The organism is Geodermatophilus tzadiensis, from assembly GCF_003002915.1.
GTDB lineage: Bacteria > Actinomycetota > Actinomycetes > Mycobacteriales > Geodermatophilaceae > Geodermatophilus > Geodermatophilus tzadiensis.
Window position 1 is genome coordinate 17,793 of the sequence record NZ_PVTG01000005.1, and the last position, 23,795, is coordinate 41,587.

Here is a 23,795-nt window from a genome sequence, read left to right on the forward strand (position 1 = left end):
ACTGCCTCCTGGGTCGGTGCCGGGCGGTGGGGCGGCTCGGTTGCTGGACGGGTCACCTCCGCCGGGAGGACGGCTGGTGGGGTGACGCCTGCGTCGGCTGCGGGTCGCCGACGTCGCCGCGGATCCGGTCGGTCACGGTCGCGGGACCCCCTGCGGCCGGCCCGCCCTCGCGCAGTTCGGGCGCCGGTTCTCCTCCTGCCGTCACGCCGGGTCCGCGGAGGGCCGGGTACAGGCCCAACGACAGCACGAGGAGCGCGGCGAGCACGATCGCCGCCGTCCTCCGGTTGTCCTGCCACACCCCGGTCAGCAGCAGAAAGGCCGGGACGGCGCAGGTCAGCACGCCCGCGACGATCGCGATCGCCCCGGTGAAGCGGGTGAGTTCCTCCCGCTTGAGCCCGAGCACCAGGAAGAACAGCGCCCACAGCACTGCCCAGTACAGCCAGATCACGCCGAAGGCCGGATCGTCGAGCCGGCCGAAGTTCAGTCCGGCGTAGACGAGCGCACACCCCGCCACGAACGCGGAGAACCAGCCCAGTCCGGTGCCGTCGAGACCACCGAGCAGGTTGAGGCCGACGTACAGGTAGGTGAACCCGAACAGGTACAGCCCGGAGGCCCCGAGGATCGTGTCCGGGTCCCCTCCGGCCGTGAAGAGGAGGTACGTGGGGGTGACCACCTGCAGCGCGCCGACGAAGAGGTTCAGCGGTGCCGCCGCCCGGGCGTCGACGCGGCCGAGCAGCATCAGCCCGTTCACGATCAGGACCGCTCCGACGTACAACAGCCCGACGCTGGCCATCTCGCTCACCTCTCCCGGTGTGCAGCCGATCAGGTCCCCGTGTCGAGACGCGTGCGCCGCGGTCCGGTCACGGACGCGGCAGCCGGCCCAGGGCCGGGTTGCGCGGGACGTCGGCGCGCCGCCGGGTGTCCCGCGCGGACGGTGGGGCGGCGACGACGTCGGGTCGCTCGCTGCTGCGCTCGGTGCGCTCGATCAGCGCGCGTCGGGTCGGTGGGCCCAGCGACAGCCGGGGCGCGGTGAAGACCCGTGCCGACACCGCCCCACACGAAGGACACGTGACGACAGCTGACGCCGTACCGATCGCGCAGCTGGTCTCGATCGGTCCGTGCTCGGGGCAGCGGTAGACGTAGACGGCGATGTCGCACCTCCGGCTGCCTCGAGGCGGGTGGCCCCCGGTGCAGGCGGACCCTTCGCCGGTGCACCGGGCGGGTCAAGAGCGCTGCCCCTCCGTCGACCCCGAGCCCGGGCCCGGCCCGCTCCGTCCGCGGCGCGTCGTGACCGTCGGCCGACTGGCCTCCCGTGTGTCGTGCACGTCACAGCGACGTTTCTGTCTCGTTTCGCGCTGCTGCCCCTGCTCGCGCGGTGGCCGGCGCCTCGATGCCGTGCGCGACGCGGGATCCTCGTCCGGCGGTGGCCGTGTCCGCCCGTGCGCGAGACAGGAGGCCCGGAGTGGCGAGGCTCGTGCTGTCCGGCGTGCTGGCGAACCTCGCGGGCGGCACCTTGTTCGGTTGGAGCCTCGTGGCCCCCGAAGCGAGCCGGGACGTCGGCGCGCCGGCTCCCGCTGCCACTGCGGTCTTCGCCGTCGCGATCGGGGTCTTCGCTGTGGCGCTGCTGGGCGTGCGGCTCGGGTTGCACGTCCTGGGGCCCCGACGGCTGCTGGGGGGAGCCGCCGTCGCCGCGGGCGCAGGCATCGGGGTGGCCGCGACCGGACAGCACCCGTCGGCCCTCTGGTGCGGCATCGGGCTCGCGTTCGGCGCGGCCAGTGGTGTGGGTTACGGCGTCTCGGTCGCGCTCGCCGCCCGGGTCCCCGCCCCGCGCCGGGGAGCCGCGACCGGCCTCGTCGTCGCTGCCTTCGCCGCCGGCCCCGTGGTCCTGGGGCTCCTGGCCCCGCGGGTCGTGCCGCTCCTCGGGTGGCGGGCCTGCGCGGCCGGCCTGGCGGTGGCCGTGACGGGTCTGCTCGCCGCCGGGGCGGCCCTGGCCCCGGCGGAACGGACGTCACGGTGGGGTCCCGCAGGTGCGGAGCCGGCGGACCGCCGCGCCGTGGTCCTGCTGTGGGTGGTCTTCGCCGGCGGGGCGGCGCCGGGCCTGTTCGTCTTCGCCTCCGCGGCTCCGCTCGCTGCCGGTCGTGGGCTGGGCCCCGCGACAGCCGGTGCAGCCGTCTCACTGCTGGCGGGGGGCAACCTCGCCGGACGACTGGTCGCCGGTTGGTGGTCCGACCGGGTCGGCTGCCGCCTCGCCCTGACCGCAGCGCTGGCCGTCGCCGCGGCGTTGGTCGGGGGGCTCGCCGGTCCGGTCGCGCCCGGGGTCGTGCTCGGCTCCTTCGCCGGCACCGGCCTGGCCTACGGGGCGGTGTCCGCCCTGGTGCCCGCTGCCACGGCGGACCGGGTCGGAGCCTGCGCCTTCCCCCGGGCCTACGGCCGGGTCTTCACCGCCTGGGGCTGCGCAGGCCTGGCGGCACCGGTCGTCGGGGGAGCACTCACCGCCGGCGGCCAACGTGCCGACCTGGTGCTGGTGCTCGCCGTGCCGTTGATCCCCGCTGCGCTCGCGCTGCTCGCGCTGACCCCACCGCCTCCCCACGCGAGGGCCTGACACCGCGTCGGCACGATGGCGCAGCGGTGCACCCGACCCCGCAGCCACGTGCGGCCGGGCGGGTGGCCCCACCACCGGTTCCCGACGGGTCCTCGGGCGCAGGGTCGCCTCGAGGGCCGCGCCGGATCAGGACCCCGGGACGTCTTCCTGGACCTCACGTCCGGGGATCTCGTCGACGGCCACCGGCGTGGTCCCAGCCGGTCCGAAGACCCTGGTGGCGGACGTGATCGTGCCCTTGAGGACGTACTGCACGTAGTTCGCAGCGGCCATGGGCCCCAAGCCGAAGGGCAGCAGTCCGGCCAGGAGCGGCGGACCGACCGCCAGCGCCCATGCCCGCAGGATCTCCGACTGGGAGGCGGCGATCTCCTGGCGCTCCGTCGTCGTGAGGGCCGCCAGGGCGTCGTACGACGCTGTCCTCCCCAGCAGTGCGGCGTGGCGTCCCAGGATGGCGTCGGGACGGATCCTCCCGGTCTTGTCGAGCCTGACGGCGCCCTCCGTGAGGACCAGCAGGACGGCGACGCGGGTCAGTTCGGGGTCCTCCAGGTCCCTGTCGAACAGCAGTCCGACCTTGATCGCCGCGCTGACCGCCTCCTTCAGGACCTCCCTCAGCGCGACCGGGACCGCGGCAGCGGAGATCGCCGTTCCCACGCCCGGCAGGATCGACGGCAGGGAGAAGGAGACGGCTCGAGCCGCCCTCATCCGGTTCCCGCGCGTCACCTGGTCGACCAGGTCTCCTGGCGCGACCAGCGGCTTGCCCGCCCGCACCTTGTCGACGACCTTCTGGGCATCCTCGAGCGAGGGCTGCAAGGTCCGGTTGATCAACGCCATCGCGCGCTCGACGGTCGCCTCGAGGTCGAACTCCGGCTTCGGGAGGTTGAAGTTGCCGGTCACCTGGGTCTCCTGTCAGTTGGCGACCCGTGCAGGATGTCAGCCGGCTACCCGCGACGCAGACCGCAGGGCGCCCGTCCTGGGACCGGTGCGTGCTCTGAGATCAGCACTCGCAGCGAGAGCATCCGGGGCTGTTGCCGAGTGCGGCCCACGGCCAGGCGCGCGGGCCGGTCGAGGTCCGGAGGATGCGGCGAGCTGGCTCGGGCTTGACCTTGGACCCTCCTCCAAGGTCTAGCGTTCCCGCCGTGCTTCCCACCGTCGCACGAGCGCTGCGCGTGTCGGAACTGGGTTCGGTCGTCGGGGTGCGGCCCGACACCATCCGCTACTACGAGCGGGTGGGCCTCCTGCCGCCTCCGAACCGCACCCCGAGTGGCTACCGGGCCTACGACGCCACCGCCGTCGACCGCCTCCGCTTCATCCGAGGCGCGCAACGGCTCGGGCTGCGCCTCGTGGACATCCGACACCTGCTGGCGGTCCGGGACACGGGGATCTGCCCCTGTGAACCCGCCGAGCACCTCCTCCGGCGCCGGCTCGCGGAGGTCGATGCAGAGATCGCCCGACTCACCGCGCTCAGGACGGAGATGGCCGCGATGGCCGCCGCGTTGCCGGTCACCGGATGCCCTCCGCCGAGCCCCGGTACCTGGTGCCCGTCGATGGAGGGAGGTGACCCCACGTGTTCGTGCTGACCTGCGTCTGCGACCCCGACTGCGACGACTCGTGTGACTGCGACTGCGGCTGAGCGCCGGTGAGTGACGGCGGGTGCCGGACCCGGGCCGGTACCTGTCCGGAGGACCGGTGAGGACGCGCCCTCGCGGCGGACCGCAAGACCTCTCGGTCGCTCCCCATGGGCCCGGAGTCGGATGTTCCCGTCCTGCCGGGCGCCGTGACCAGATTGGCTCCGCGGCGATCCGGCACCACACCTCCACACGCTGGACCCGCGAGGTCCGCGGTCGCCAGCTCCACCGTCTGGGCGGTGCGACGTGCACGAGAACCAGTACGACGTGATCGTCGTCGGCGCCCGGTGTGCCGGCTCCTCCACCGCGATGCTGCTGGCCCGCGACGGCCACCGGGTCCTGGTCGTCGACCGTTCGACCTTCCCCAGCGACACGATCTCCACCCACCTGATCCACCCCCCAGGGATCGCGGCGCTGCAGCGCTGGGGCCTCCTCGACCGTGTCATCGCCACGGGATGTCCGCCGATCGACACGTACGCATTCGACTTCGGACCCTTCACCCTCTCCGGTTCACCGGCAGCCCCGGAGTCCCCCGTCGCGTACGCCCCGCGGCGGACGGTGCTGGACGAGCTGCTGGTCGAGGCAGCGGCCGACGCGGGCGCCGAGATCCGTGAGGGCTTCACGGTCGGTGAACTGGTCACTGAGGACGGCGCGGTCGTCGGGATCCGCGGTCACGGCAGGAACGACCGCCACACCGTCGAGGAGCGCGCCGGGGTGGTCGTCGGCGCGGATGGCCTGCACTCGCTCGTGGCCCGCCTCGTGCGACCGGAGCGGTACCACGAGCACCCGCCGTTGCTGTGCGGCTACTACACCTACTGGAGCGGCCTGCCGATGGACGGCCGATGGGAGGCGTATGACCGGCCGGATCGAGCCTTCGCCGCATGGCCCACGAACGACGACCTGACGTTGGTCATCGCCGGGTGGCCCTACCGGGAGTTCGAGGTCAACAAGAAGGACCTCGAGGGTCACTACCTGCAGACGCTCGAATCGGCTCCGCCGTTCGCCGAGCGGCTCCGCTCGGCCACCCGCGAAGCCCGCCTCGTCGGCGCTGTCGTGCCCAACTTCTTCCGCAAGCCCTACGGGCCCGGCTGGGTCCTGGTGGGCGACGCCGGTCACAACAAGGACTTCGTGACGGCGCAGGGCATCCAGGACGCCTTCCAGGACGCGGAGCTGTGCGCCGTCGCGTTGCACGAGAGCTTCTCGGGAGGACGTTCCTTGGACGCCGCCTTGGGCGAGTACCAGTCGCGACGGGATGAACGCGTCCTCCCGATGTACGAGTTCACGCTGGAACTCGCGGCTCTGGAGCCGCCGCCGCCTGAGCTGCTGCGCCTGCTCACGGCCGCCCATGGCAACCAGGAGGCGATGGACCAGTTCGCGCGGGTCAACGCGGGAGTCGAGTCACCGGCGGACTTCTTCGCACCGGACAACGTCGAACGCATCCTGGCCGCAGCCGAGTGACCACCGGTCGTCGCGCGTCTGACGGTCCGGTCGGGGTGAGCTGACAAGCCGGCCGGTCCTGACCCTGGCGCGCCGTCGAGCCGGCCGCTCATCGGTCTCGCGGAGGGCGGGGAGGCGGGCACCGGCCACGGGCTTCCCTGCTGTGTCGGAGGGGGAGGAACACAGCGCTTCCGCAGATGCCGGTGCCGGAGGTACCGGTCAGCCGTAGACGTCGGCGCGGTGCGAGATGCGGACGACCCGGACGAGGACCTCATCGTCGTGGATCGAGTAGACGACGCGGTACTGGCCCCGTCGCGCGGACCAATGGCCCTCGAGATCGAAGCGCAGCGGCTTCCCGACGCGGTGCGGATCCGCAGCCAGCCGCCCGGAATGTCGGCGAGCAGCTCCTTCGGAGCGCCTGGCGCTCGTCCGGCCTGGGGCGCCGCCTGGGTGCCACGGCGGAAGGACGACCGCATCGCCTGCTGCGGGAGTTGCCGGGCGACTGGGCTCCGTACCCGGGCCTGTAGGCGCGCGAGATCAGGCGTTCTCGCTGGTCGGACGCCTGACGCGGCTTCGCTGCACGCGCATGGGCTCGCCCGGCATCTTCGGGGAGCGATCCACGAAAGCGCTGTTCAGAACGCTGTGACCGCAGGTCCCGGATGAGCGAAGATCGGTGGGTTGTCGGGCGAGTTCCACGTCGTCCGAGGGCGTGAGGACATCGCTCCCCGTGCAGTTGCAACGGCAGCACGCCATCGGACCGCGGTGCGAGGGGAGCAACACGACACCAGGTGCTGCCGGACGCCCATCCTGCCCACCGAAGATGAGCGTGCACGCACGTCCACGTCGCAGTGCGCGGATCTCCACGTCAGAGCCCCAGCCGTCGGCACACCATGCCGCGACGGCCAACGTCGGTGCCAGCGACTTCTTCGCCGACCACGACCGTCGTCGTCCCCAGGCATTGAGCGCCACGCGGAGAACGGGAAAGGCCTGATGCAGGATGCCGCTCGCTCCCACTCCCACCGCGCGTCAGGGCGAGTTGCGCACGAAGGCGCGGCGCTTCGCCGAGGACGTGCTGCGCGACGTCAAGGCGAGTGCGGAACAGCTGTCCACTCCCGCTGAGCGGTTCGCCGCGACGAAGCCGGCGTACGAGCGGCTGGTCTCCGGCGGCTTCCTCCGGGCGTGCATCCGGGAGACCGCCGGCGGCGACAGATCGTGCCTCACCGACGTGGCCCTCCTCACCGAGGAACTGTTCTGCGGCAGTCCCGGCGTCGCTCTCACTCTGGTCGGGACCGTGCTCGGCCTGCAGCCGGTGGTCGTCGGGGGAACCCGGGAGCAGCAGTCGCGCCTGCTGGCACCGTTCCTCACCGGGCACGGCGCACCGCTCGCGGGGTTCTGCTCCTCCGAGCCTGGTGGCAGCGCGAACGCCGGGTCGCCACCCCCTGGGGAGGGCGTGCGCACCGCCGCCCGCGTCGACGGCGACGACTGGATCATCAACGGGCGCAAGCGGTGGGTCTCGTCGGCCACCGGTTGGGACGGCAGCGGTGCGGACCTGCTGTGCGTCGTCGCCCGCACCGATCCGTCGGTCCCTCCTGCTGGGGGGGTGTCCGTCCTCGCCGTCGAGGGCCCCGTCGACGGATTGGTCCTCGAGGGCATCATCGACTCACCCGGGTTCCGCGCGCACTTCCTGCCTGACTTCACCTTCCGAGGCGTGCGGAGCTCCCGCCGGAACCTGATCGGCCGGGAGGGGGCAGGCCTCCGCCTGGTCTCCGAGTCCTTCGCCGAGGCGTCCGCACTCGTCGGTGTCATGGGGGTGGCCCTGATGCGGGCGGCCTTCGTCCATGTCCTGCAGTTCGCCAAGTCGGAGCGGCGTGGCGGCGCGGTGCCGATCATCGACCATCAGGCGGTCGGGTACGAGCTGGTGAACGCCAAGGCGCGGATGGAGGCCTGCCGGTCCCTCACCTGGCGTGCCTGCCGGGCCATCGACGCGGGGAGCGTCGCGGCCGCCGAGCTCGCGAACTGCGCGAAGATCTTCAGTTCCGAGACCGCCGTCAGCGTCATCACCGACCTCACACGAGTCGTCGGCGTCGAGAGCTACGACCTCTCCAACCCGCTCAACGGGCTGCTGCAGGACGCTCTCGCCCTCCCTGTCTTCGGCGGGGGAAACCTCGGCGTGCGCCGACGTGCGCTGCACGCCTTGATCCAGAGCGCGGAGTACGACCCGCTCACGTCGTCCGACGTTCCCTGAACCTCGCCGCTCCGGACGGGCGGCCCGCAGGCCGGCCACACCTACCCCTCGAGATGGGAAGCGCGATGACATCCACCAAGACAGCGATCGTGACGGGAGCCTCGAGCGGCCTGGGCTTCGCCGTCGCCGAGGCGTACCTGAAGCTCGGCTACAACGTGGTCGGCAACGCCCGCACGCTGGCCAGGCTGGAGGACGCCGCGGCCGCCCTCGGCAACCCCGCCAACTTCCTCCTCGTCGAGGGCGACATCAGCAGGCCGGAGACGGCCACCACGGTGTTCGCGCAGGCTGTCGAGCAGTTCGGCAGGGTCGACATCCTGATCGCCAACGCGGGCATCTTCATGGCGAAGCCGGTCGTCGACTTCTCCGTGGACGACGTCGAGGCCATGCTCGACACCAACGTCAAGGGCTTCGTCTACCCGGCCCAGGAGGCCGCCCGACACATGACGGCGAACGGGTCCGGCCACATCCTCGCTGTCACCGCGTGCATCGCGCTGCAGCCCAACGTCAAGCTGCCGTGCTTCATGACCGCCGTCACCAAGGGTGCTCTGGACCACGCGGTCAGGGCTCTGGCGTTGGAGCTCGCCGGGTCGGGGGTCCACGTGAACGCGGTCGCTCCTGGCGTCATCGACACCCCGCTCCTGCCGCGCGGTGAGGAGAACTGGGCGTTCTTCCGGACGCTCGCCCCGAACGGGAAGACCGGTGTGCCCCAGGACGTCGTCGACGCCGTCCTGTACCTCACGGGCTCGGACTACGTGACCGGTGCCGTGCTGACCGTCGACGGAGGCTCCACCACCGGCGTGTGGTGACGGACGGCCGCGTGCGCGGGATAGTGCGTCCGCACGAGCGCGGTTGGGGTGAGCGATGGAACTGACCTGGTCGACCGAAGGCCTGGCGCCCGAGGACCAGTTCGCCTACTGGGCCGACGTCGTCTGCGAGGCGTGCGCGCCGCTGGCGCCTGTGCGCACCCGGCAGCACCTCACCCGGAGCCGTTGGGGTGAGGGGCTGACCGGCTGGGTCCGGGCCGAACGGCTGGCGGACTCGACCCCGACCGAGGTCGTCTCGTGCACCCAGCGGCTGACCCACGGGCCGGCCGAGGTCCGGCGCGGCCGAGACGAGCAGATCTTCGTGAACCTGCAGCTGGACGGAACGGGTCGCGGCGAGCAGGACGGACGCAGGTGCGTCGTGCCGCCGGGGTCGTTCGCGGTGTTCGACACGACGCGGCCCTACGTGCTGGAGTTCGACGAGTCGCCCGACGGCTCCCCGTGGCGGGTCCTGTCCTTCAAGATCCCGCGGGACCAGATGCTGGCGCTGATCCCGCAGCCGACCCTGCGCACCGCGCGCACCGTCGATGCCCGGTCCGGGGCCGGCGTCGTCGCGGCCGACATGATGACGAGCGTGTGGCGCTCGCGCGCGCAGCTGAGTGCCGCCGCACGTCTCGCCCTCGACCACGCCTGCACCGAGGTGATCGCCACCGCGCTCGGGGCCTTCGAGAAGGAGGGTGACGACCGCAGCTCCGTCGACGACGCGACGCGGGCGTCCATCGCCCGCTTCGTGCACGAACGGCTGCCGCACGGGCAGGTGCTCGCCGTCGAAGCGGCGCGGCACGTCGGAATCTCCGTCCGCAAGCTCCACCAGCTGTACGACGGACACGAGACCACGTTCGGCGCCACCGTCCGCGACCTGCGCCTCCAGCGGGCGGCCCGTCAGCTGGAGACCGGAGGTCCGCACGTCACCGTGACGGACGTGGCGAATCGCTGGGGCTTCTGCGATGCCTCGCATCTCAACCGGGCGTTCAAGGGAAAGTACGGGATGAGCCCGACGGCCTACCGCGAGTCCTCCAGCGCCACTGTCACCTGACCGGCAGCGCGCCGGACGTCCGGCGGGCCGCCGGCACGACGCTGGGCGCTGCCGGCCGGGCGCCGGCGCGTTGACGTGACCTCGCGCACCGGCGACCCTGTGCCCAGACGGGGGCCGGACGAGCGGGCCAGGGCGCGGAGGCGGAGCATGGCGGTGTGGGACGTGGCCAGCCGCCCGCCGCATGAGCAGTTCGGGTACTGGCGAGAGGTCATCTGCGAGGCGTTCGTGCCCCTCACGCCGTCCCGGATCGGCGACGCCGACGACTTCCGCAGCCGCGTGGAGACGCGCCCGCTGGCGCATCTCGTCCGGGCGCGGCTCACCTCGCAACCACAGCGGACCTCGCACGGCAAGGGGGAGGTCGCGCGGACCGACGGCGCCTACCTCTTCGTCAACCTGCAGACGGCCGGCACCTGCGCAGTGGAGCAGGGCGGGCGCCATGCCCTGGTCCAGCCGGGGCAGTTCACCGTCGTCGACACGGCCGAGCCGTACAGGTTCCAGTTCGACCTGCCGTGGCGGATGGTGTCCTACCGCATCCCGCACCCTCTGCTCGGAGGCCGGCTGGACGGTATGCGCCGGCTGACCGCCCGGGCCATCGACGCACGCGGAGCCGGTGGAGTCGTCGCGGCCGTGATGTCCTCCCTGTGGGAGCTCGACAACGGCCTCGGCGCGCCGGACGCGGAACTGGCCATGGTGTCGGCGCTGGGCGCTGTCGCGGGGGAGCGGGCCGGCGCCGTATCCGACCGGCGGGCGATCCTGCGCGCGGAGATCGAACGCGTGGTGGACGCCGAGCTGTCCGATCCGGCGCTCTGCGTCGCGACCGTCAGCCGGCGAGTCGGCATCTCGCCGCGCACGTTGCACACCGTGGTGAGCTCCGGCGGGGTGACCTTCGCGGCGATGGTGCGGCGCCGGCGCCTGGAGCGTGCCGCGGTCCTCCTCGCCGACGCCGGAACGGGGCTGGCGGTCACCGACATCGCGGCGTCGGTCGGGTTCGACGGCCCGTCCTCGTTCAGCCGCGCCTTCCGCCGGCAGTTCGGCCGCTCGCCGACCGACCTCCGGCGCGCTCCTGCGCGAGGTGGACAGGAAGTGCGCGCACACTGAACAGACATCCGCCGGCTCCCCGGCGACGCTCTCCGTCGATCCAGGACCGATGGCGGAGGTGCCCGATGGCTGTGTCGTTCTCGCTGTCTCCGCAGCAGGAGCAGCTCAAGCAGGTGGCCCGGCAGTTCGCCGAGGCCCATCTCCGTGATCTGGCCGAAGCGGTGCGGCACGAAGCCGACCCCGCCCGCCGAGCGGACCTCGCTCGGCCGGCCTTCGAGAAGGCCGTCGAGGCCGGTTTCCTCAAAGGACTGATCCCCGTGCCCTTCGGCGGGGCGGCGGGCAGCGGCGTCGACGCGGCCATCCTGATCGAGGAGTGGGCGTCCTACAGCCCGGATTTCGTGATCTCGATTGCCGGTCCGCTGATCGCGCTCGTGCCCGTCTACCAGGTGGGCACGCCGGAGCAGATCCGACAGTTCGTCGCCCCTTTCCTGGCCGACGGCGGAGCCCCGGTGGCGGCCATGGCCTACTCCGAACCCGGCGGCAGCGCGAACTTCGCAGCCGCGCCGCCGGCGGAGGGGGTACGGACCACCGCCGTCCCGGACGGCGACGAGTACGTCATCAACGGTCGCAAAGCCTGGGCCTCGCACCTGCCCGGCTGGGACGGGGACGGTCCCGACGTCATGACGATCGTGTGCCGCGCGCCCGGAGGCGTGTCGCTGGTGGTCGCGAAGCGCGAGCAGCTTGCCGGGCACATCGAGGTCGAGCACCTCTACGATCTGCCCGCTCTCAGGGGTTGCCTCACGGCGCGGATCGGCCTGGTCGACGTTCGTGTCCCCAAGGCCAACCTGCTCGGTCAGGAGGGCCAAGGTGTCGAGCTGACGCGCAACGCCTTCATCGGCAGCGGTGCCTCGATCGGGACCTTCTCGGTGGCCGCGATGCGCCAGGCCTTCGACGCCGCCTACCGCTTCGCGCTCACCGAGCACCGTGGCGGCGCGGTCCCGATCATCGAGCACCAGGCGGTCGCGGACGTCCTGGCCGATGCCAAGGCGCGGATCGAGGCGACTCGGCTGCTGTCCTGGCGCGCGCTGGATGCGGCATTGTCGGGGGACCCCCAGGCGCTCGAGTGGGCGCTGCACGCGAAGGTCTTCGGGTCCGAGACTGCGGTCGAGGTGATCAACGACCTGGTCGGCGTGGTCGGGATCTCGGCCTACGACAACGACTTCCCGCTCAAGCGCCACCTCGACGAGGCGCTGGCCTATCCCGTCATCGAGGGTTCCAACATCGGCGTCCGCCGCCGCCAGATGCACGCCCTGCTGACCAGCAGTGGTTACGACCCGCTCGCAGCGTCCGGGATGAGCTGAGTCCCGCCGGGAGGACGCCAGCAGGTCCTTGAGCCGGATCGCCGTTCGCGGAAGACGATCGGGCGAGTCAGCGCTCCCTCCGAGAGGCGCCGAATCACTCGTCTTCGCTGGTAGGACGCTTGGCGCGGCTGGGCCGTACCCGCATCGGCTCGCCCGGCATCTTCGGGGGAGCGAAACCCGAGAGCGCTGTTCAGAGCGGCAGAACCGCAGGTCGAGCGTGAGCGCAAGTGGGTGGGTCATCAGGCGAGTTCCCGCGCCCGGAAGGGCGCAAGAACCGGCGGTCTCCTCGCCACCACGACCGGGTCAACGGTAGGGGACAGGCTGCCGCACAGGGCGATGTCGGCCCGTCGTCAGCGCGGGAAGTCGCCGCGACGACAGTGCGCGGTGGTGTCGTGACGTCTCCTCGATGTGGTACTCGTCGGCGCAGGTCGACGGGGAGTTGCGTCGAGCCTGGGCCGATCGCAGTGCGAGGCGGGTGGAGTAGGCCTTGCGCGCATGCCCCGCACGGCGGGCCCGTTCCTCCGGTGACAGCACGCCCTCGGGGTCGACCTGACGCTCGAAACGGTCGAGCATCGCGCGGCGTGCCGGCTCCGTGCGGGCGCTGGGGTCGGCGGTCCTTGCCCAGGACTCGTGCGCGGCGAGGCGCGCGATGAGCGAGCGGTCGGCCGAGATGGGACCGAGGGTGCGGTCGTGTCTCCAGCCGGCCTCCGGTGACGCAGCCTCCGTCGACTGGAGAACGGAGGTCTCGGCTTCCGCAGTGGCTCTCACCGCGGCCATCGTTGTCCGCTGGCCACCGGCTCTCCCACTACGTGCCTGCACTGGAGGACGACCGGAGACAGCCGTCGGCCGGGGAGCCGACGAACGCGCCGGACCGATGGGATCTCACGGCAGGTAGGGGAGACCTGCCATGTGCGACCGGTCCCGGACAGACGGCCGACGGCGGTAGGCCTCCAGGACGGTGGCCAGGGCGACGCCGAGTGCCGTGAGGTCACGCTCGTAGACCCGACCATCCTCCAGTTGGCGAGCCAGCTCCCCGAGGAGTGGTCCCCAGTCTCGACGGGTCGGCGCCATTGGCGTCGGGACCTCCACCCGGCGCTCGACCACCTCGACAGCTGATCGGCCCGATGCCGCCGCGCGGCCCTGCTCCCAGGCGCGGCGCCGCCAGTTGACCGAGCACCACTTCGGGATGGGCCCTCGGGATCGAGGCGTCACCGCACTGCCACACCAGGCGCAGGACCCGGCTGCCCGGCGCCGGGCACGGGCGTCGGAGGATGCGCGCTGTGGCGCGTCGACCCGTGCGGAGGGGTCGGTGGTGGCTCGCCGTTCCGTCCGCTCCCGCCGTCGTCGCTCGGCGTCTCATCGTTGGGCTCGGTTGCTGGTGCTCCGTCCGCTCGGCATGTGAGCAGCGTCCGTCGCGACCTCCGGCAACCCGTCCCGACGAGTTCCCGTGCGCCGAGTGCGTGAGGTGTGTCCCTGTTGATCTTGGTGGTTCTGCAGTACCTCAGGGGCGGCGCCTGGCGGTGGGAGGACGTGCGGAACTGGCCGCGTGTGGGGGAGCCCGTGCGGGTGCCGGGGCGCCGTCGCCTCAGGGCCGGTGCACGTCGGCGATGAGCTCGGCCACCTGGTCGACGAGGGCCTTCTGGTGCGGCTCGAGATCGTGGCCGCCCATGCCACCGACGACGGGGAGGATGGCGTCGTCCAGGACGTGGACGCCTGCGAGGGTCTCGATCGTCGCCAGGCCACAGAACGGCACGTACACGGGGCTGTACCCACCCTCCTGGAGGAGCACCAGGCGGCCATGCGCGGAACGGTCGGCCGCGGCCATCACCGTCTCGGTGAGGGAGATGAAGCCGCGGCTGGTGACGAGCTGGCGGGCGAGCGGGTCCATCGCGTTGGGGTCGAAGCCCGAGGCGACCAGGACCAACTCGGGGGCGAAGGCCTCCAGTGCCGGGCCGATCACGGTCTCGGCGGCGTACTGGTAGCCGCCGTCGCCGGTGCCCACGGGCATCGGGATGTTGATGTTGTAGCCGTGCCCGGCCCCGGTACCCCGCTCGGTGACCAGCCCGGAGTTCGGCGGGAAGCACCGGTCCTGGTGCAGCGAGACGGTGAGCACCGAGGGGTCGTCGGCGAAGATCGCTTGGGCGCCGTTGCCGTGGTGGACGTCCCAGTCGACGATGGCGATCCGCTCGATGCCGAGCGCGGCCTGGGCGTGCCGGGCAGCGATGGCGACGTTGTTGAAGATGCAGAAGCCCATGCCCGTCTCCGGCAGGGCGTGGTGTCCGGCCGGGTTGACCAGCGCGTAGCCGTTGTCGACGGTGCCGTCGACCACGGCCTCGGTCATGGCGATCGCGCTCCCTGCGCCGAGTGCGGCGATCCGGTAGGCGCCCTTGCCGAAGGGGGAGATCCCGTCGCCGGCGTCGCCGCCCTTGGGCAGTTCGCTGTCCCGCCGGATGCGCCCGACGTGCTCGGCTGTGTGCACACGGGTGAGTTCGGCCTCGGTCGCCGTTCGGGGCTGGATCCGTGTGAGGTGGTCGATCAGGCCGGAGACACAGATGAGCTCGTGCATGCGGCGCTTGGTGTCCGGATGGGCGACGTGGTGGCCGAGGGGCTGGTGCCCGGCGGTCGGGTCGGCCGGGAACAGCGCGCCGCTGCCGGTGTCGTGCCAGCCGAAGATCTCATCCCAGAGGTAACCGGTCGTCATGGCGTGCCTTTCGGGTCAGGAGGAGAGGGCACGGACGCGGAGCCCGGCGAGGAAGTCGTCGAGCACGGCCGTCTGTCGTTGCGGCGTGTTGTGGCGGGGGGAGAAGCAGGCGTTGATCTGCAGCCCCATGGTCAGCGCGAGCACCGCGTCGATGACGCGGTCGTCGGGTCGGTCGGCGTCCACCTCACCGGCGGCCCGGGCCTGCCCCAGGTACATGCACATCTCCTGGCGCCAGGTCTCCATGGACTGGTCGAAGAACTCGACCAGGGCGGGCTGTCCGGCGGCGTAGTCCCAGAAGCCGATGACCACGCGGGCCTCGGCCAGCCGGACCTCGTCCAGCGGCATGATCTCCAGGCAGAGCAGCCGGAAGGCGGTCAGGCCGCCCTGGTCACCGATGGCCGCCCGGGCGCGTTCGTTGGTGGCATCGAACGCCCGCTGGAAGGCCGCCCGCAGCACCGACTCCTTGTCGGGGAAGTAGCGGGCCAGCGCACCGTTGGCGTACCCGGCCTCGGTGGCCAGCTCGCGCATGGTGACCGCCGTGAAGCCCTTGCGGACGATCAGGGACCACACCGCCTCGATGATCTCGGTGCGGCGGGCGGCATGGTCGACGATCTTCGGCACAGGAGTCCTCGGGGCGTGGTCGAGCGGGTTCAGGCGAGCATCGCGGTCATCGACGTCAGCACCACCAGCCCTCCGCTGCAGCGCAGGGCAGCCAGCACCTTGCCCGCCTCCGGGCGCTGCTCCGGGGTGTCGTCGTCCCCGACGAGGTGAGGGGCGCGGAGCGCGCCCTCGCGAGCCTGGTGTCGCACCGCGAGCCAGGCCACGAGGACGGCCAGGGTGTAGGGCAGCGTGCCCTCGGCATGGCTGTGGTGCATGCCATGCGCACCGGCCGCCGCCGTCGTTGCCGTGTCGGCACCGGCGAGCGCGATGAGCGCGGCCATGGCGATGGTGTCCGCGACCCCGGACCAGCGGCCTGCGGCGGCCCGCCCGGACGACAGCTGCCACACCAGCACCGCAGCCAGCCCCAGGAGGGCGACGGGCTCGCCCATCGGCTGCGCGGCCGGGAGCCAGGCCAGCAGCATGGCCACGAGTCCGAGGGCGTGCGGCACCCACAGCGCCGGCCGCCCGGGGAAGTGGCCGGCCATCGCCAGGGCGGCACCCGCCCCGCAGATCGCGAGGTGTGTGGTCACCGGTCAGCCCACGATCTCCTGGAGGGCCTCCCGCCGGCTGCTCCGGCGCCGCGCGAGGGCGGTGCCCCTCACCAGCCCGACGGGGAAGAACGCGAACGGTCGGACGACCAGCGTCCAGCCGGTCTCCGGACCCGGGTGGACGGCGGCTGACGCGCCGCCGACCGTCGACCTGCTGCGCTCACTCATCGGAGGCCGTCGTCCCGCAGTGGGAGCCCTCCCCGGCGGCCGTGCCGGCGCAGTGCGCGGAGGTCGATGCGGGCACGTCCAAGGTGGGGTTCCGGTCGAAGAAGCCGACCGGCTTGAGCGTGAAGCCGGTGTAGTCGACCGGCATGATCGGCCAGTCCTCGGGCCGGGGGACGTGGGTGAGCCCGAAGGTGTGCCAGACGACGATGTCCTGGCCGTCGATGTCGCGGTCGGCGGCGGCGTACGCGGGGAGCCCGGAGCCGCCGCTGTGCTGGTTGACGAAGTCCCCGGCCGAGTAGCGCTGCGCGGGGTCGTAGCGGGTGACCCAGAGGTGCTTGGTGGCGAACGCGGCGCGGCGGGCGATGGAGGATCCGGGGTCCGACAGCAGGGTGGGCAGCCCCTCGGGGAACAGGGCGTAGCCGACGGGCTGGCCGACGTGGTTGCGCCGCTCGGGGTTGACGATGTGCCACACCCGGTTGGTGGCGGGTGAGGCGTCCCGCTGGGCCGCCGACTCGGTGGCCAGGGTGGTGCAGGAGGTGGTGAAGGCGTTGCCGCGACGGTTCTCCGGCCCCATCGGCACGCGGACGACCTCGACCTCGTCGACCCGGTTGGTCGTGCCGTCGACCGTCATGTCCAGCCGGGCGCTGAACAGGTGCTGGTGCAGGGGCGCGCCGAGGCCGGGCGCGATCTGCGAGGCGTAGGGGTAGTCGCCCCCGGCGTGGGCGGAGGTGAAGACGACGCCGCTGGCCTTGGCCTCGAACTCGATCGTGCCGTCGAGGTAGAGGTACCAGTAGAAGCCGTAGTCGTAGTTGCCGACGGTCGTGAAGAAGGAGACCACCAGCCGCCGCTGCCGCCGGGTCTGCTGCGAGCCGCTCCACAGGTCGGTGTGCTTCCAGAGGATCCCGTAGTCCTCCTCGTGGATGCAGACCGCGTTCCGCAGCGTGCGCGGGTTGCCCTGCTCGTCGGCGATCACGGCGTCCAGGTAGGTGATGTCGCCGAGGCAGTCGCAGCCGAGCTCGAGGGCGTTGGCGTAGCGGCCCACGAGGTACTCGCCGGTGTCGAAGTAGTTCTGCCAGGAGCGCACGGGGGAGGGGTCGGCGTAGGGCACGACCATCTCGGCGATCGAGGCCCGGTAGACGATCGGACGCACGCCGGTGCCCTCGTCGAATCCGATCTGGTGCAGTACGAGGCCCTCGCGGGAGTCGAACCCGACCCGCAGCGACCACTTCTCCCAGGTCAGCAGGTTGCCCTCGAGCGTGAGGCTCGACCCCTGGGGCTGGGTGATCTCGATCGGCTTCTGGGTGGTCCGGGGCGGGCCGCTGACCGCGGGGTCGTCGTAGTTGCCCGAGCCGGAGGGCACCGGGACGGCGCCGGTGTCGATGACCTGGTCGACGACCTTGTTGATGGTGTCCACGTAGGCCACCAGACCGTCGATCGGGTGCGCCCAGGCGGAGTCGGTGGGCGTCGGCTGCAGGAAGGCGAGGCCGCGCAGCACCCGCCGGCCCGCCTCGTCGGGGTACTCCTCGTAGGCCCCCGCCGACAGCGGAGCCACCCGGACCTGGGCCACGTCCAGATCGCGGGCTGCCAGCGCGGCCAGCCACCGCTCGTCGGTCGACAACAGCTGCTCGACGAGCTCGAACTCCTCGTCCAGCACCGGCAGCTGACCGGAGGTCGCCGTGTCCAGCCGGACGTCGGACACGACCTCGCCGGCGGTGACGTCGACCACGACGTCCCGGGACACCTGGGACTCCAGGTCCAGGAGCAGGACCCGGAAGCGCCGGGTCACCGGCTGGTCGGCCCGGTGCCGCAGGACCTCCTGCTTGTCCGGCTCGTGCAGCCCGACGTACACGAACCGGGTGCTGTCGGCGACGAGGCCGGCCTCGCCGGTGATCCGCCGCACCTCGCCGATCTCCTCGGCCGTCACCGGGTCCAGTGGATGGGTCACTCGGAGGCGTTCGGTCGTGGTCATGCCTGCTCCCAGAAGGTCTACGCACGTAGACGAAAAGACTCGTGCGACGAGGCGGTCGAATGGAGGGAGGAACCGTGACGTCCACAGGAGTCGGGCGGGGCTCGGTCGCGCGGCCCCGCCCTGTGGTCGTGAGGCGGTTGGTGTTCGGGCGGCTCGCTCGGTAATGGAGCAATCGTCTCGGCTGCCGGTGCGACGATAGCGATGTGTGTCCCGGGCCACAAGGCCGGAGATGGCAGCGTCCCGCAACTGACCCGACCGACTCGTCAGCAGCGGGGGAGCACTCGGGGTACGTCGACGCGCAGCGGAACGGGCGGACGGCCTCCCGCGCCGAGCCGGGTCGCCTCGCCCCTCCGGGTGTGCGAGGCAGGCCGGAACCGTTGACCAGCCGTAGGAAATCTGTACTCTGCGTTCAGAGAGATGGTGGTCTCCGCCACGTGGAGGCTCGCTCGGTGACAGGAGGCGTCATGTCGACCAGCAGCGTGTGGGAAGCCCGGGCGCTGCGCGCCCGACGTGCGGCGGTGATCGGGCCGTACTCGCCCATGTTCTACGACGAGCCGTTGCACGTCGTCTCCGGCCACGACGTGTGGCTGACCGGCTCCGACGGGGTCGAGTACCTCGACGCGTACAACAACGTGCCGCACGTGGGGCACTGCAACCCCGAGGTCGTCCGTGCCATCTCCGAGCAGGCGGCCAAGCTGAACGTGCACACGCGCTACCTGCACGAGCCCGTGGTCGAGTACGCCGAGATGCTGCTGGCGACGTTCGCGCCGTACCTGGACAAGGTCTTCCTCACCAACAGCGGCTCGGAGGCCAACGAGCTGGCCCTCCGCATCGCGCGTCAGCACACCGGGGCGACAGGTGTGCTGGTCACCGACTTCAGCTATCACGGCAACACGACCGCTCTCGCGGAGCTCACCACGGGCCTGCCGGTGAAGGAGCCGCTGGGGCAGCACGTCCGCGCGCTGCGCATCCCGGACGTGGTGGCCGACTCGCGTCCTGAGCACGTCGTCCTCGCGGAGGCGCTGGAGGCGGCGGCAGCGGCGATCGCGTCGCTGCGGGCGGCCGGCCACGGCGTCTCGGCGCTGCTGTTCGACCCGCTCTTCTCCACCGAGGGCCTGCTCCAGCCGCCGGCCGGCTACGTCGAGGGTCTGGTGGCGCTGGTCCACGGGGCCGGCGGGCTGGTGATCGCCGACGAGGTGCAGTCCGGCCTCGGCCGCTCCGGCTCGCACTTCTGGGGTCACGAGGTCCACGGCATCCGCCCCGATCTGGTCACGATGGGCAAGCCCCTGGGCAACGGGCACCCCCTCGGCGGGGTCGTGACCACGACCGCGCTCCTCGAGGAGTTCGGCAGCGCCAACCTGTACTTCAACACCTTCGCCGGCAACCCCGTCTCCGCAGCCGCCGGGATGGCCGTCCTCCGCGAGACGGCGTCGCGGGAGCTGCAGAGCCGCGCCGCCGAACTCGGCCGGCACGCCCGGGAGGTGCTGGACAAGCTGGCGGCCGAGCGGCCGAGCGTGCGCGCGGTCCGTGGGAGCGGCCTCTTCTTCGGCCTGGAGTTCGTCGACGACGACGGTGGGGCCGGCGCCGCGCGCGCCAAGTGGGTCGTGGAGGACATGCTCCGCAGGGGGGTGCTCATCAGCAAGATCGGTCCGCGCGAGAACGTGCTCAAGATCCGGCCACCCATGGTGTTCGAGCACGAGCACCTGGACCTGCTGGTCGACCGGCTCACGGCGAGCCTCGACGAGCTCGAGCAGGTCGAGGCCCGCGGAGGACTCCGGTCCGGCAGCGCCGCCCCCGACGTGGCAGGGGCGAGCGCGGGGACACCGGACATCGGGGTCAGCACCGGCCTGTTCATCGACGGTCGCTGGCGCTCCGGGTCCCGGACCTTCGACGTCCTCAATCCCGCCGACGGCAGCCTGCTGACCCGCGTCACGGCGGCCGACGAGTCGGACGTGGACGACGCCGTGCGGTCCGCCCGCCGGGCGTTCGACGGCGAGTGGGGCCAGGCTGCGGGAACCGCCCGGGCTGCCGTGCTCCACCGCATCGCCGACCTGATCGAGCGCGACGCGGACAGGCTCGCCCGGCTCGAGGCCCTGGACATCGGCAAGCCGGTGGGCCAGCCGGCGATGCTGGACGTCCCCAACGCCGCGGCCACCTTCCGCCACTTCGCCGGATGGGCCGACAAGATCACCGGCAGTGCGATCCCGACCGACGGCTACTTCGGCCGGCCCACGCACAGCTACACCGTCCGCGAGCCGATCGGCGTCGTGGCGGCGATCATCCCGTGGAACACGCCGCTGATGATCGCCGCGTGGAAGCTCGCCCCGGCGCTCGCCACCGGCAACACGGTCGTCGTCAAGCCCGCGGAGGATGCGCCGCTGTCGATCCTCGCCCTGGCCGAGCTCGTGCAGGAGGCCGGCGTGCCGGCGGGCGTGGTCAACGTGATCCCGGGCCTGGGGGAGGAGGCGGGAGCGGCTCTCGTCCGCCACCCCGAGGTGGACAAGATCAGCTTCACCGGGTCCCCGGAAGTGGGGCGGCAGATCGGGAGGGTCGCCGCGGAGTCCTTTAAGCGCGTCACGCTCGAGCTGGGCGGGAAGAGCCCGCAGATCGTGCTGGCGGACGCCGACGTCGAGGCGGCGGTCCAGGGCATCGCCCTGGGGTTGTTCTTCAACCAGGGTGAGGTCTGTGCCGCGGGAACCCGGGTGCTGGTGCACCGGTCCCTGTACGACCAGGTCGTCGAGGCGCTGGCAGGCGCTGCGAACGGTCAGGTGGTGGGTGACCCCTTCGACCCGCAGACCACGATGGGTGCCCTCGTCAGCCAGGAGCACCTGGACCGCGTCCTGTCCTACGTGGACCGGGCGAAGGACGAGGGTGCTCGACTCGTTGCCGGCGGCGGCCGACCGCGTGGTGAGGGGTACTTCATCCAGCCCACCGTCTTCGCCGACGTCGCCCGCGACGCCACGATCGCCCGGGAGGAGATCTTCGGCCCGGTCGGCGCGGTCATCCCCTTCGACGACGTCGAGGAGGCCATCGAGATCGCCAACGAGACCGAGTACGGCCTCGCGGCGACCATCTGGACCCGCGACGTGAGTCTGGCTCACACCCTGGCGCACGAGGTCCGCGCCGGAGCGGTCTGGGTGAACGGCTGGGCCGCGATCAACCCGGCGCTGCCCTGGGGTGGCGTGAAGACCAGCGGCGTCGGCCGGGAGCTGGGCTGGAGCGGCATCCTGGCCAACACGGAGGAGAAGGTCGTCACGATCGTGCTCTAGGCATCCGGCGCGCCCGGGGGGCTGCCACCGTGCTGCACGGTGGCAGCTCCCGGGTTCGTACGATGAGCGGGTCCCGGCGACGCCCGGACCCGGTTCGTCCTCCGCCGTGCGCGGCGACCGGCGCCCGTTCCTGGCACCACCGAGGGAGTCGACCGGATGACGGACCCGCAGGCGCTGCGTCAGGCGGACGCTCCCCTCTCGCTGCGAGAGCGCAACCGACTCCGCACCCGACGGGAACTGCTCGACGCCGCCTTGAAGGTCTTCGCCGAGAAGGGGTTCGCCGGGGCCGCGGTCGAAGCCATCGCCGGCGCGGCCGGGGCCTCGAAGGTCACCCTCTACGCCTACTTCCCGGCGGGGCGTGACGACCTCTTCCGCGAGCTCTACGAGGAGATCAGCCAGGAGCTGATCGAGCTCGCGAGGGCCGGGCACACCGCAGCCTCCGGACTGGTCGACCGGGTGGTCGCCCTGACCAGGCCGCTCCTCGACATCGGCGCCCGGCCGCTGATCGGCCAGTTCTACGCCAACAGCGACCCCACGGCGGAAGCTGCGCTGGTGCCGGTCCGCGGGCACGCCTCGCGGGTCTACGTCGAGCTCCTCGCCGCGGACATCGCCGAGGCGCGTGCCGCGGGCGTCGTCGACACCGCGGTGCAGCCGGAGACCATGGCCGTGCTGCTGGTGGGTGCGATGCGCGCAGGCCTGGCGGCGGTCGCCACCGATCCCACCGCGGCCGAGCGGCTCCTCACGGGGATCGCCGCGCTGGCGGCGGGCTTGCTCCGCCGCATCGACTGACCCGACGGCTCCCGGGCTGCTCGTCGGGCTGACCTCGGGCGTGCCCGGGCGGTTCCGCCGCGGTGGTGTGCCGTACCTGCGTGACGGCGTCGTGCCTGCGTGGCCCCGCTGATCGGCATCTGCCACTCGCGGGCGAGGCACGTCGTCACGGCTCTTGGCCGCTGCCGTGCGGGCGGTTCGGCGGGTCCGCCGTGCGCCGCTGTGGGCGGCCGCGGACGTCGTCCGCACCGGTGACCGGAGCCGGCCCGTCGATGACCGCGCCGGTGCAGTCGCCGACGTCATCGGCCGTGGCTCACTCCTGCCGCCGCCGGAGCTGAGGGAGTGTCGCCGGGGCGCCGTGCTCGCAGATCCCGATGCCTCCTGTGAACGCCACGTCCAGACTATTGACGAGTCGTTCATGCGCTGTCAGTCTTCTCGCGTCAAGTGACGCCGGGCACACCGTCTCGACGTCCTCGGTCATCACAACGACGCGGACCGGCTGCGGCCGGCACGGGAGGATCACGTGGCGCTCATCGACGAAACCGCGGCCCGCGGGATGGCGCAGACGGCGCTGCGCGCGTACGGCCTGGACGGTGCCGAGCTCCACTTCGTGAAGTACCGGGAGAACTACGTCTTCCGAGCCGAGCAGGGGAACGAGTCCTTCGCGGTCCGGCTGCACCGCCGCGGTGTGCACTCCACGGCCGAAGTGCGGACGGAGCTGGACTACCTGGTCGCGCTGGGGGAGCGGGGCTTCCCGGTGTCCCAGGCGATCACGACCGTGTCCGGCGAGGTCGTCTGCCTGGTCGAGGACGAGACCGGCGCCGAGCACCAGGTCGACGTGCAGCGCTGGGTCGACGGGGCTGCGCCGCTGGGCGACATCGGGGCGGCCTTCGACGGCAGCAGTCCCCTGGAGCCGGCGGACTTCCACCGCCTGGGACGACTGGCGGGCGACCTGCACGGCCACATGCAGGAGCTGGGCAGGCTGCCGGGGTTCAGTCGTGGCGCCTGGGACCTCGAGGGCCTCTTCGGCGAGGGGGCCCTGTGGGGTGACCCCCTGGCGCTCGAGGGGATGTCTGCCGGGGACCGCGGAGTCCTGCGGGAGGCCATCACCGTGCTGAGGGCGGAACTCGCTGCACTGGGCACCGGACCGGAGGTGTACGGCGTGATCCACGCCGACTTCACCCCCGAGAACATCCTCGTGCGCGGTGAGGAGCTCGTGCTGATCGACTTCGACGACTTCGGCGAGGGCTGGCACCTGTTCGAGCTCGCCACGATCCTGTTCTTCTACCGCCCACACCCCCGGTTCACCGAGTACGCCGAGGCCGCCATCGCCGGCTACCGGTCCCGCCGCCCCCTGGGCGAGGACCAGCTGCGCCTGTGGACCGGGATGCTCCTCGCACGTGGCCTCACCTACCTGGGCTGGGCGGCGGAGCGTCGCGGCGACGAGACCGCCGAGTTCATCGCCGAGCACGTGACGCCGGTCGTGGTCGCGCTCGCCCGCGAGTTCCTGGCCGGGACGACCGAACAGGTCTGACCCCTGGACCACCCCAGCC

The 23,795-nt window shown here is 72.1% G+C and carries 20 protein-coding genes; 11 read left to right on the forward strand and 9 right to left on the reverse strand.

Annotation, left to right across the window (positions count from 1 at the left end; all coding sequences use genetic code 11):
• Positions 1-52 precede the first annotated feature (52 nt).
• Together LY71_RS08465 and LY71_RS24020 are read right to left on the reverse strand one after the other, a co-directional pair.
• On the reverse strand, positions 53-793 hold the full coding sequence (locus LY71_RS08465; protein ID WP_106276548.1) for an AmiS/UreI family transporter: 741 nt from the start codon (positions 791-793) through the stop codon (positions 53-55).
• A gap of 67 nt (positions 794-860) precedes the next feature.
• A complete protein-coding gene (locus LY71_RS24020; RefSeq protein WP_245887768.1) occupies positions 861-1,049 on the reverse strand; it encodes a hypothetical protein in 189 nt (62 codons plus the stop codon).
• Positions 1,050-1,462: 413 nt separating this feature from the next.
• Here LY71_RS24020 and LY71_RS08475 point away from each other — a divergent pair, with 413 nt between their 5' ends.
• Positions 1,463-2,602, forward strand: a complete 1,140-nt coding sequence (locus LY71_RS08475; RefSeq protein ID WP_170121280.1) for an MFS transporter — start codon at positions 1,463-1,465, stop codon at positions 2,600-2,602.
• Between the two features lie 126 nt (positions 2,603-2,728).
• Here the strand turns inward: LY71_RS08475 and LY71_RS08480 are convergent, their stop codons facing one another.
• Positions 2,729-3,493 (reverse strand): hypothetical protein, encoded by a 765-nt coding sequence (locus LY71_RS08480; RefSeq protein ID WP_106276551.1) that lies wholly within the window; start codon positions 3,491-3,493, stop codon positions 2,729-2,731.
• Between the two features lie 242 nt (positions 3,494-3,735).
• On the opposite strand from LY71_RS08480, the gene LY71_RS08485 reads away from it, so the two are divergent.
• Positions 3,736-4,176, forward strand: a complete 441-nt coding sequence (locus LY71_RS08485) for a heavy metal-responsive transcriptional regulator (RefSeq protein WP_245887769.1) — start codon at positions 3,736-3,738, stop codon at positions 4,174-4,176.
• A 294-nt stretch (positions 4,177-4,470) separates the two neighbouring features.
• Complete coding sequence (locus LY71_RS08490) at positions 4,471-5,682, forward strand: NAD(P)/FAD-dependent oxidoreductase (protein WP_106276553.1); 1,212 nt, start codon at positions 4,471-4,473, stop codon at positions 5,680-5,682.
• Positions 5,683-5,880: 198 nt separating this feature from the next.
• Here LY71_RS08490 and LY71_RS08495 read toward each other — a convergent pair whose 3' ends face one another.
• Positions 5,881-6,042 (reverse strand): type II toxin-antitoxin system RelE family toxin, encoded by a 162-nt coding sequence (locus tag LY71_RS08495; protein WP_245887795.1) that lies wholly within the window; start codon positions 6,040-6,042, stop codon positions 5,881-5,883.
• Between the two features lie 616 nt (positions 6,043-6,658).
• On the opposite strand from LY71_RS08495, the gene LY71_RS08500 reads away from it, so the two are divergent.
• From LY71_RS08500 to LY71_RS08520, 5 genes are all read left to right on the forward strand, one after another.
• Positions 6,659-7,906, forward strand: coding sequence for an acyl-CoA dehydrogenase family protein (locus LY71_RS08500; protein ID WP_106276554.1), 1,248 nt, complete (start codon positions 6,659-6,661; stop codon positions 7,904-7,906).
• 89 nt (positions 7,907-7,995) lie between these two features.
• The gene (locus LY71_RS08505) at positions 7,996-8,712 is read left to right on the forward strand and encodes an SDR family NAD(P)-dependent oxidoreductase (RefSeq protein ID WP_211297218.1); all 717 of its coding nucleotides are present in this window, start codon (positions 7,996-7,998) and stop codon (positions 8,710-8,712) included.
• A 55-nt stretch (positions 8,713-8,767) separates the two neighbouring features.
• On the forward strand, positions 8,768-9,763 hold the full coding sequence (locus LY71_RS08510) for an AraC-like ligand-binding domain-containing protein (protein WP_106276556.1): 996 nt from the start codon (positions 8,768-8,770) through the stop codon (positions 9,761-9,763).
• 147 nt (positions 9,764-9,910) lie between these two features.
• A complete protein-coding gene (locus tag LY71_RS08515) occupies positions 9,911-10,861 on the forward strand; it encodes an AraC-like ligand-binding domain-containing protein (RefSeq protein WP_106276557.1) in 951 nt (316 codons plus the stop codon).
• 71 nt (positions 10,862-10,932) lie between these two features.
• A complete protein-coding gene (locus tag LY71_RS08520; RefSeq protein ID WP_211297219.1) occupies positions 10,933-12,162 on the forward strand; it encodes an acyl-CoA dehydrogenase family protein in 1,230 nt (409 codons plus the stop codon).
• A 1,585-nt stretch (positions 12,163-13,747) separates the two neighbouring features.
• Here the strand turns inward: LY71_RS08520 and LY71_RS08535 are convergent.
• Genes LY71_RS08535 through LY71_RS08555 form a run of 5 tightly spaced genes read right to left on the reverse strand, consistent with a single transcriptional unit; the run spans position 13,748 to position 18,205 of the window.
• A complete protein-coding gene (locus tag LY71_RS08535) occupies positions 13,748-14,863 on the reverse strand; it encodes a class II histone deacetylase (RefSeq protein WP_106276559.1) in 1,116 nt (371 codons plus the stop codon).
• Positions 14,864-14,878: 15 nt separating this feature from the next.
• Positions 14,879-15,484, reverse strand: coding sequence for a TetR/AcrR family transcriptional regulator (locus LY71_RS08540; RefSeq protein WP_106276560.1), 606 nt, complete (start codon positions 15,482-15,484; stop codon positions 14,879-14,881).
• 29 nt (positions 15,485-15,513) lie between these two features.
• Positions 15,514-16,053, reverse strand: a complete 540-nt coding sequence (locus LY71_RS08545) for a hypothetical protein (RefSeq protein ID WP_106276561.1) — start codon at positions 16,051-16,053, stop codon at positions 15,514-15,516.
• A 3-nt stretch (positions 16,054-16,056) separates the two neighbouring features.
• On the reverse strand, positions 16,057-16,239 hold the full coding sequence (locus LY71_RS08550; RefSeq protein ID WP_106276562.1) for a hypothetical protein: 183 nt from the start codon (positions 16,237-16,239) through the stop codon (positions 16,057-16,059).
• A complete protein-coding gene (locus tag LY71_RS08555; RefSeq protein ID WP_106276563.1) occupies positions 16,232-18,205 on the reverse strand; it encodes a primary-amine oxidase in 1,974 nt (657 codons plus the stop codon). Before LY71_RS08555 ends, LY71_RS08550 begins: the two co-directional genes overlap by 8 nt.
• A gap of 464 nt (positions 18,206-18,669) precedes the next feature.
• On the opposite strand from LY71_RS08555, the gene styD reads away from it, so the two are divergent.
• The 3 genes from styD to LY71_RS08575 all read left to right on the forward strand — a co-directional run bounded on the left by styD (position 18,670) and on the right by LY71_RS08575 (position 23,776).
• Positions 18,670-21,474 (forward strand): phenylacetaldehyde dehydrogenase StyD, encoded by a 2,805-nt coding sequence (styD, locus tag LY71_RS24025; RefSeq protein WP_245887770.1) that lies wholly within the window; start codon positions 18,670-18,672, stop codon positions 21,472-21,474.
• A gap of 156 nt (positions 21,475-21,630) precedes the next feature.
• Positions 21,631-22,263, forward strand: coding sequence for a TetR/AcrR family transcriptional regulator (locus LY71_RS08565; RefSeq protein ID WP_106276564.1), 633 nt, complete (start codon positions 21,631-21,633; stop codon positions 22,261-22,263).
• A gap of 502 nt (positions 22,264-22,765) precedes the next feature.
• The gene (locus LY71_RS08575) at positions 22,766-23,776 is read left to right on the forward strand and encodes a phosphotransferase enzyme family protein (protein WP_106276566.1); all 1,011 of its coding nucleotides are present in this window, start codon (positions 22,766-22,768) and stop codon (positions 23,774-23,776) included.
• Positions 23,777-23,795 lie beyond the last annotated feature (19 nt).

Coding starts and splice junctions, on each gene's coding strand:
- LY71_RS08465 (WP_106276548.1), bottom strand. CDS start 793: ATGGCCAGCGTCGGGCTGTTGTACGTCGGAGCGGTCCTGATCGTGAAC.
- LY71_RS08500 (WP_106276554.1), top strand. CDS start 6,659: ATGCCGCTCGCTCCCACTCCCACCGCGCGTCAGGGCGAGTTGCGCACG.
- LY71_RS08510 (WP_106276556.1), top strand. CDS start 8,768: ATGGAACTGACCTGGTCGACCGAAGGCCTGGCGCCCGAGGACCAGTTC.
- LY71_RS08515 (WP_106276557.1), top strand. CDS start 9,911: ATGGCGGTGTGGGACGTGGCCAGCCGCCCGCCGCATGAGCAGTTCGGG.
- LY71_RS08535 (WP_106276559.1), bottom strand. CDS start 14,863: ATGACGACCGGTTACCTCTGGGATGAGATCTTCGGCTGGCACGACACC.
- LY71_RS08550 (WP_106276562.1), bottom strand. CDS start 16,239: ATGAGTGAGCGCAGCAGGTCGACGGTCGGCGGCGCGTCAGCCGCCGTC.
- LY71_RS08555 (WP_106276563.1), bottom strand. CDS start 18,205: ATGACCACGACCGAACGCCTCCGAGTGACCCATCCACTGGACCCGGTG.
- styD (WP_245887770.1), top strand. CDS start 18,670: ATGTCGACCAGCAGCGTGTGGGAAGCCCGGGCGCTGCGCGCCCGACGT.
- LY71_RS08565 (WP_106276564.1), top strand. CDS start 21,631: ATGACGGACCCGCAGGCGCTGCGTCAGGCGGACGCTCCCCTCTCGCTG.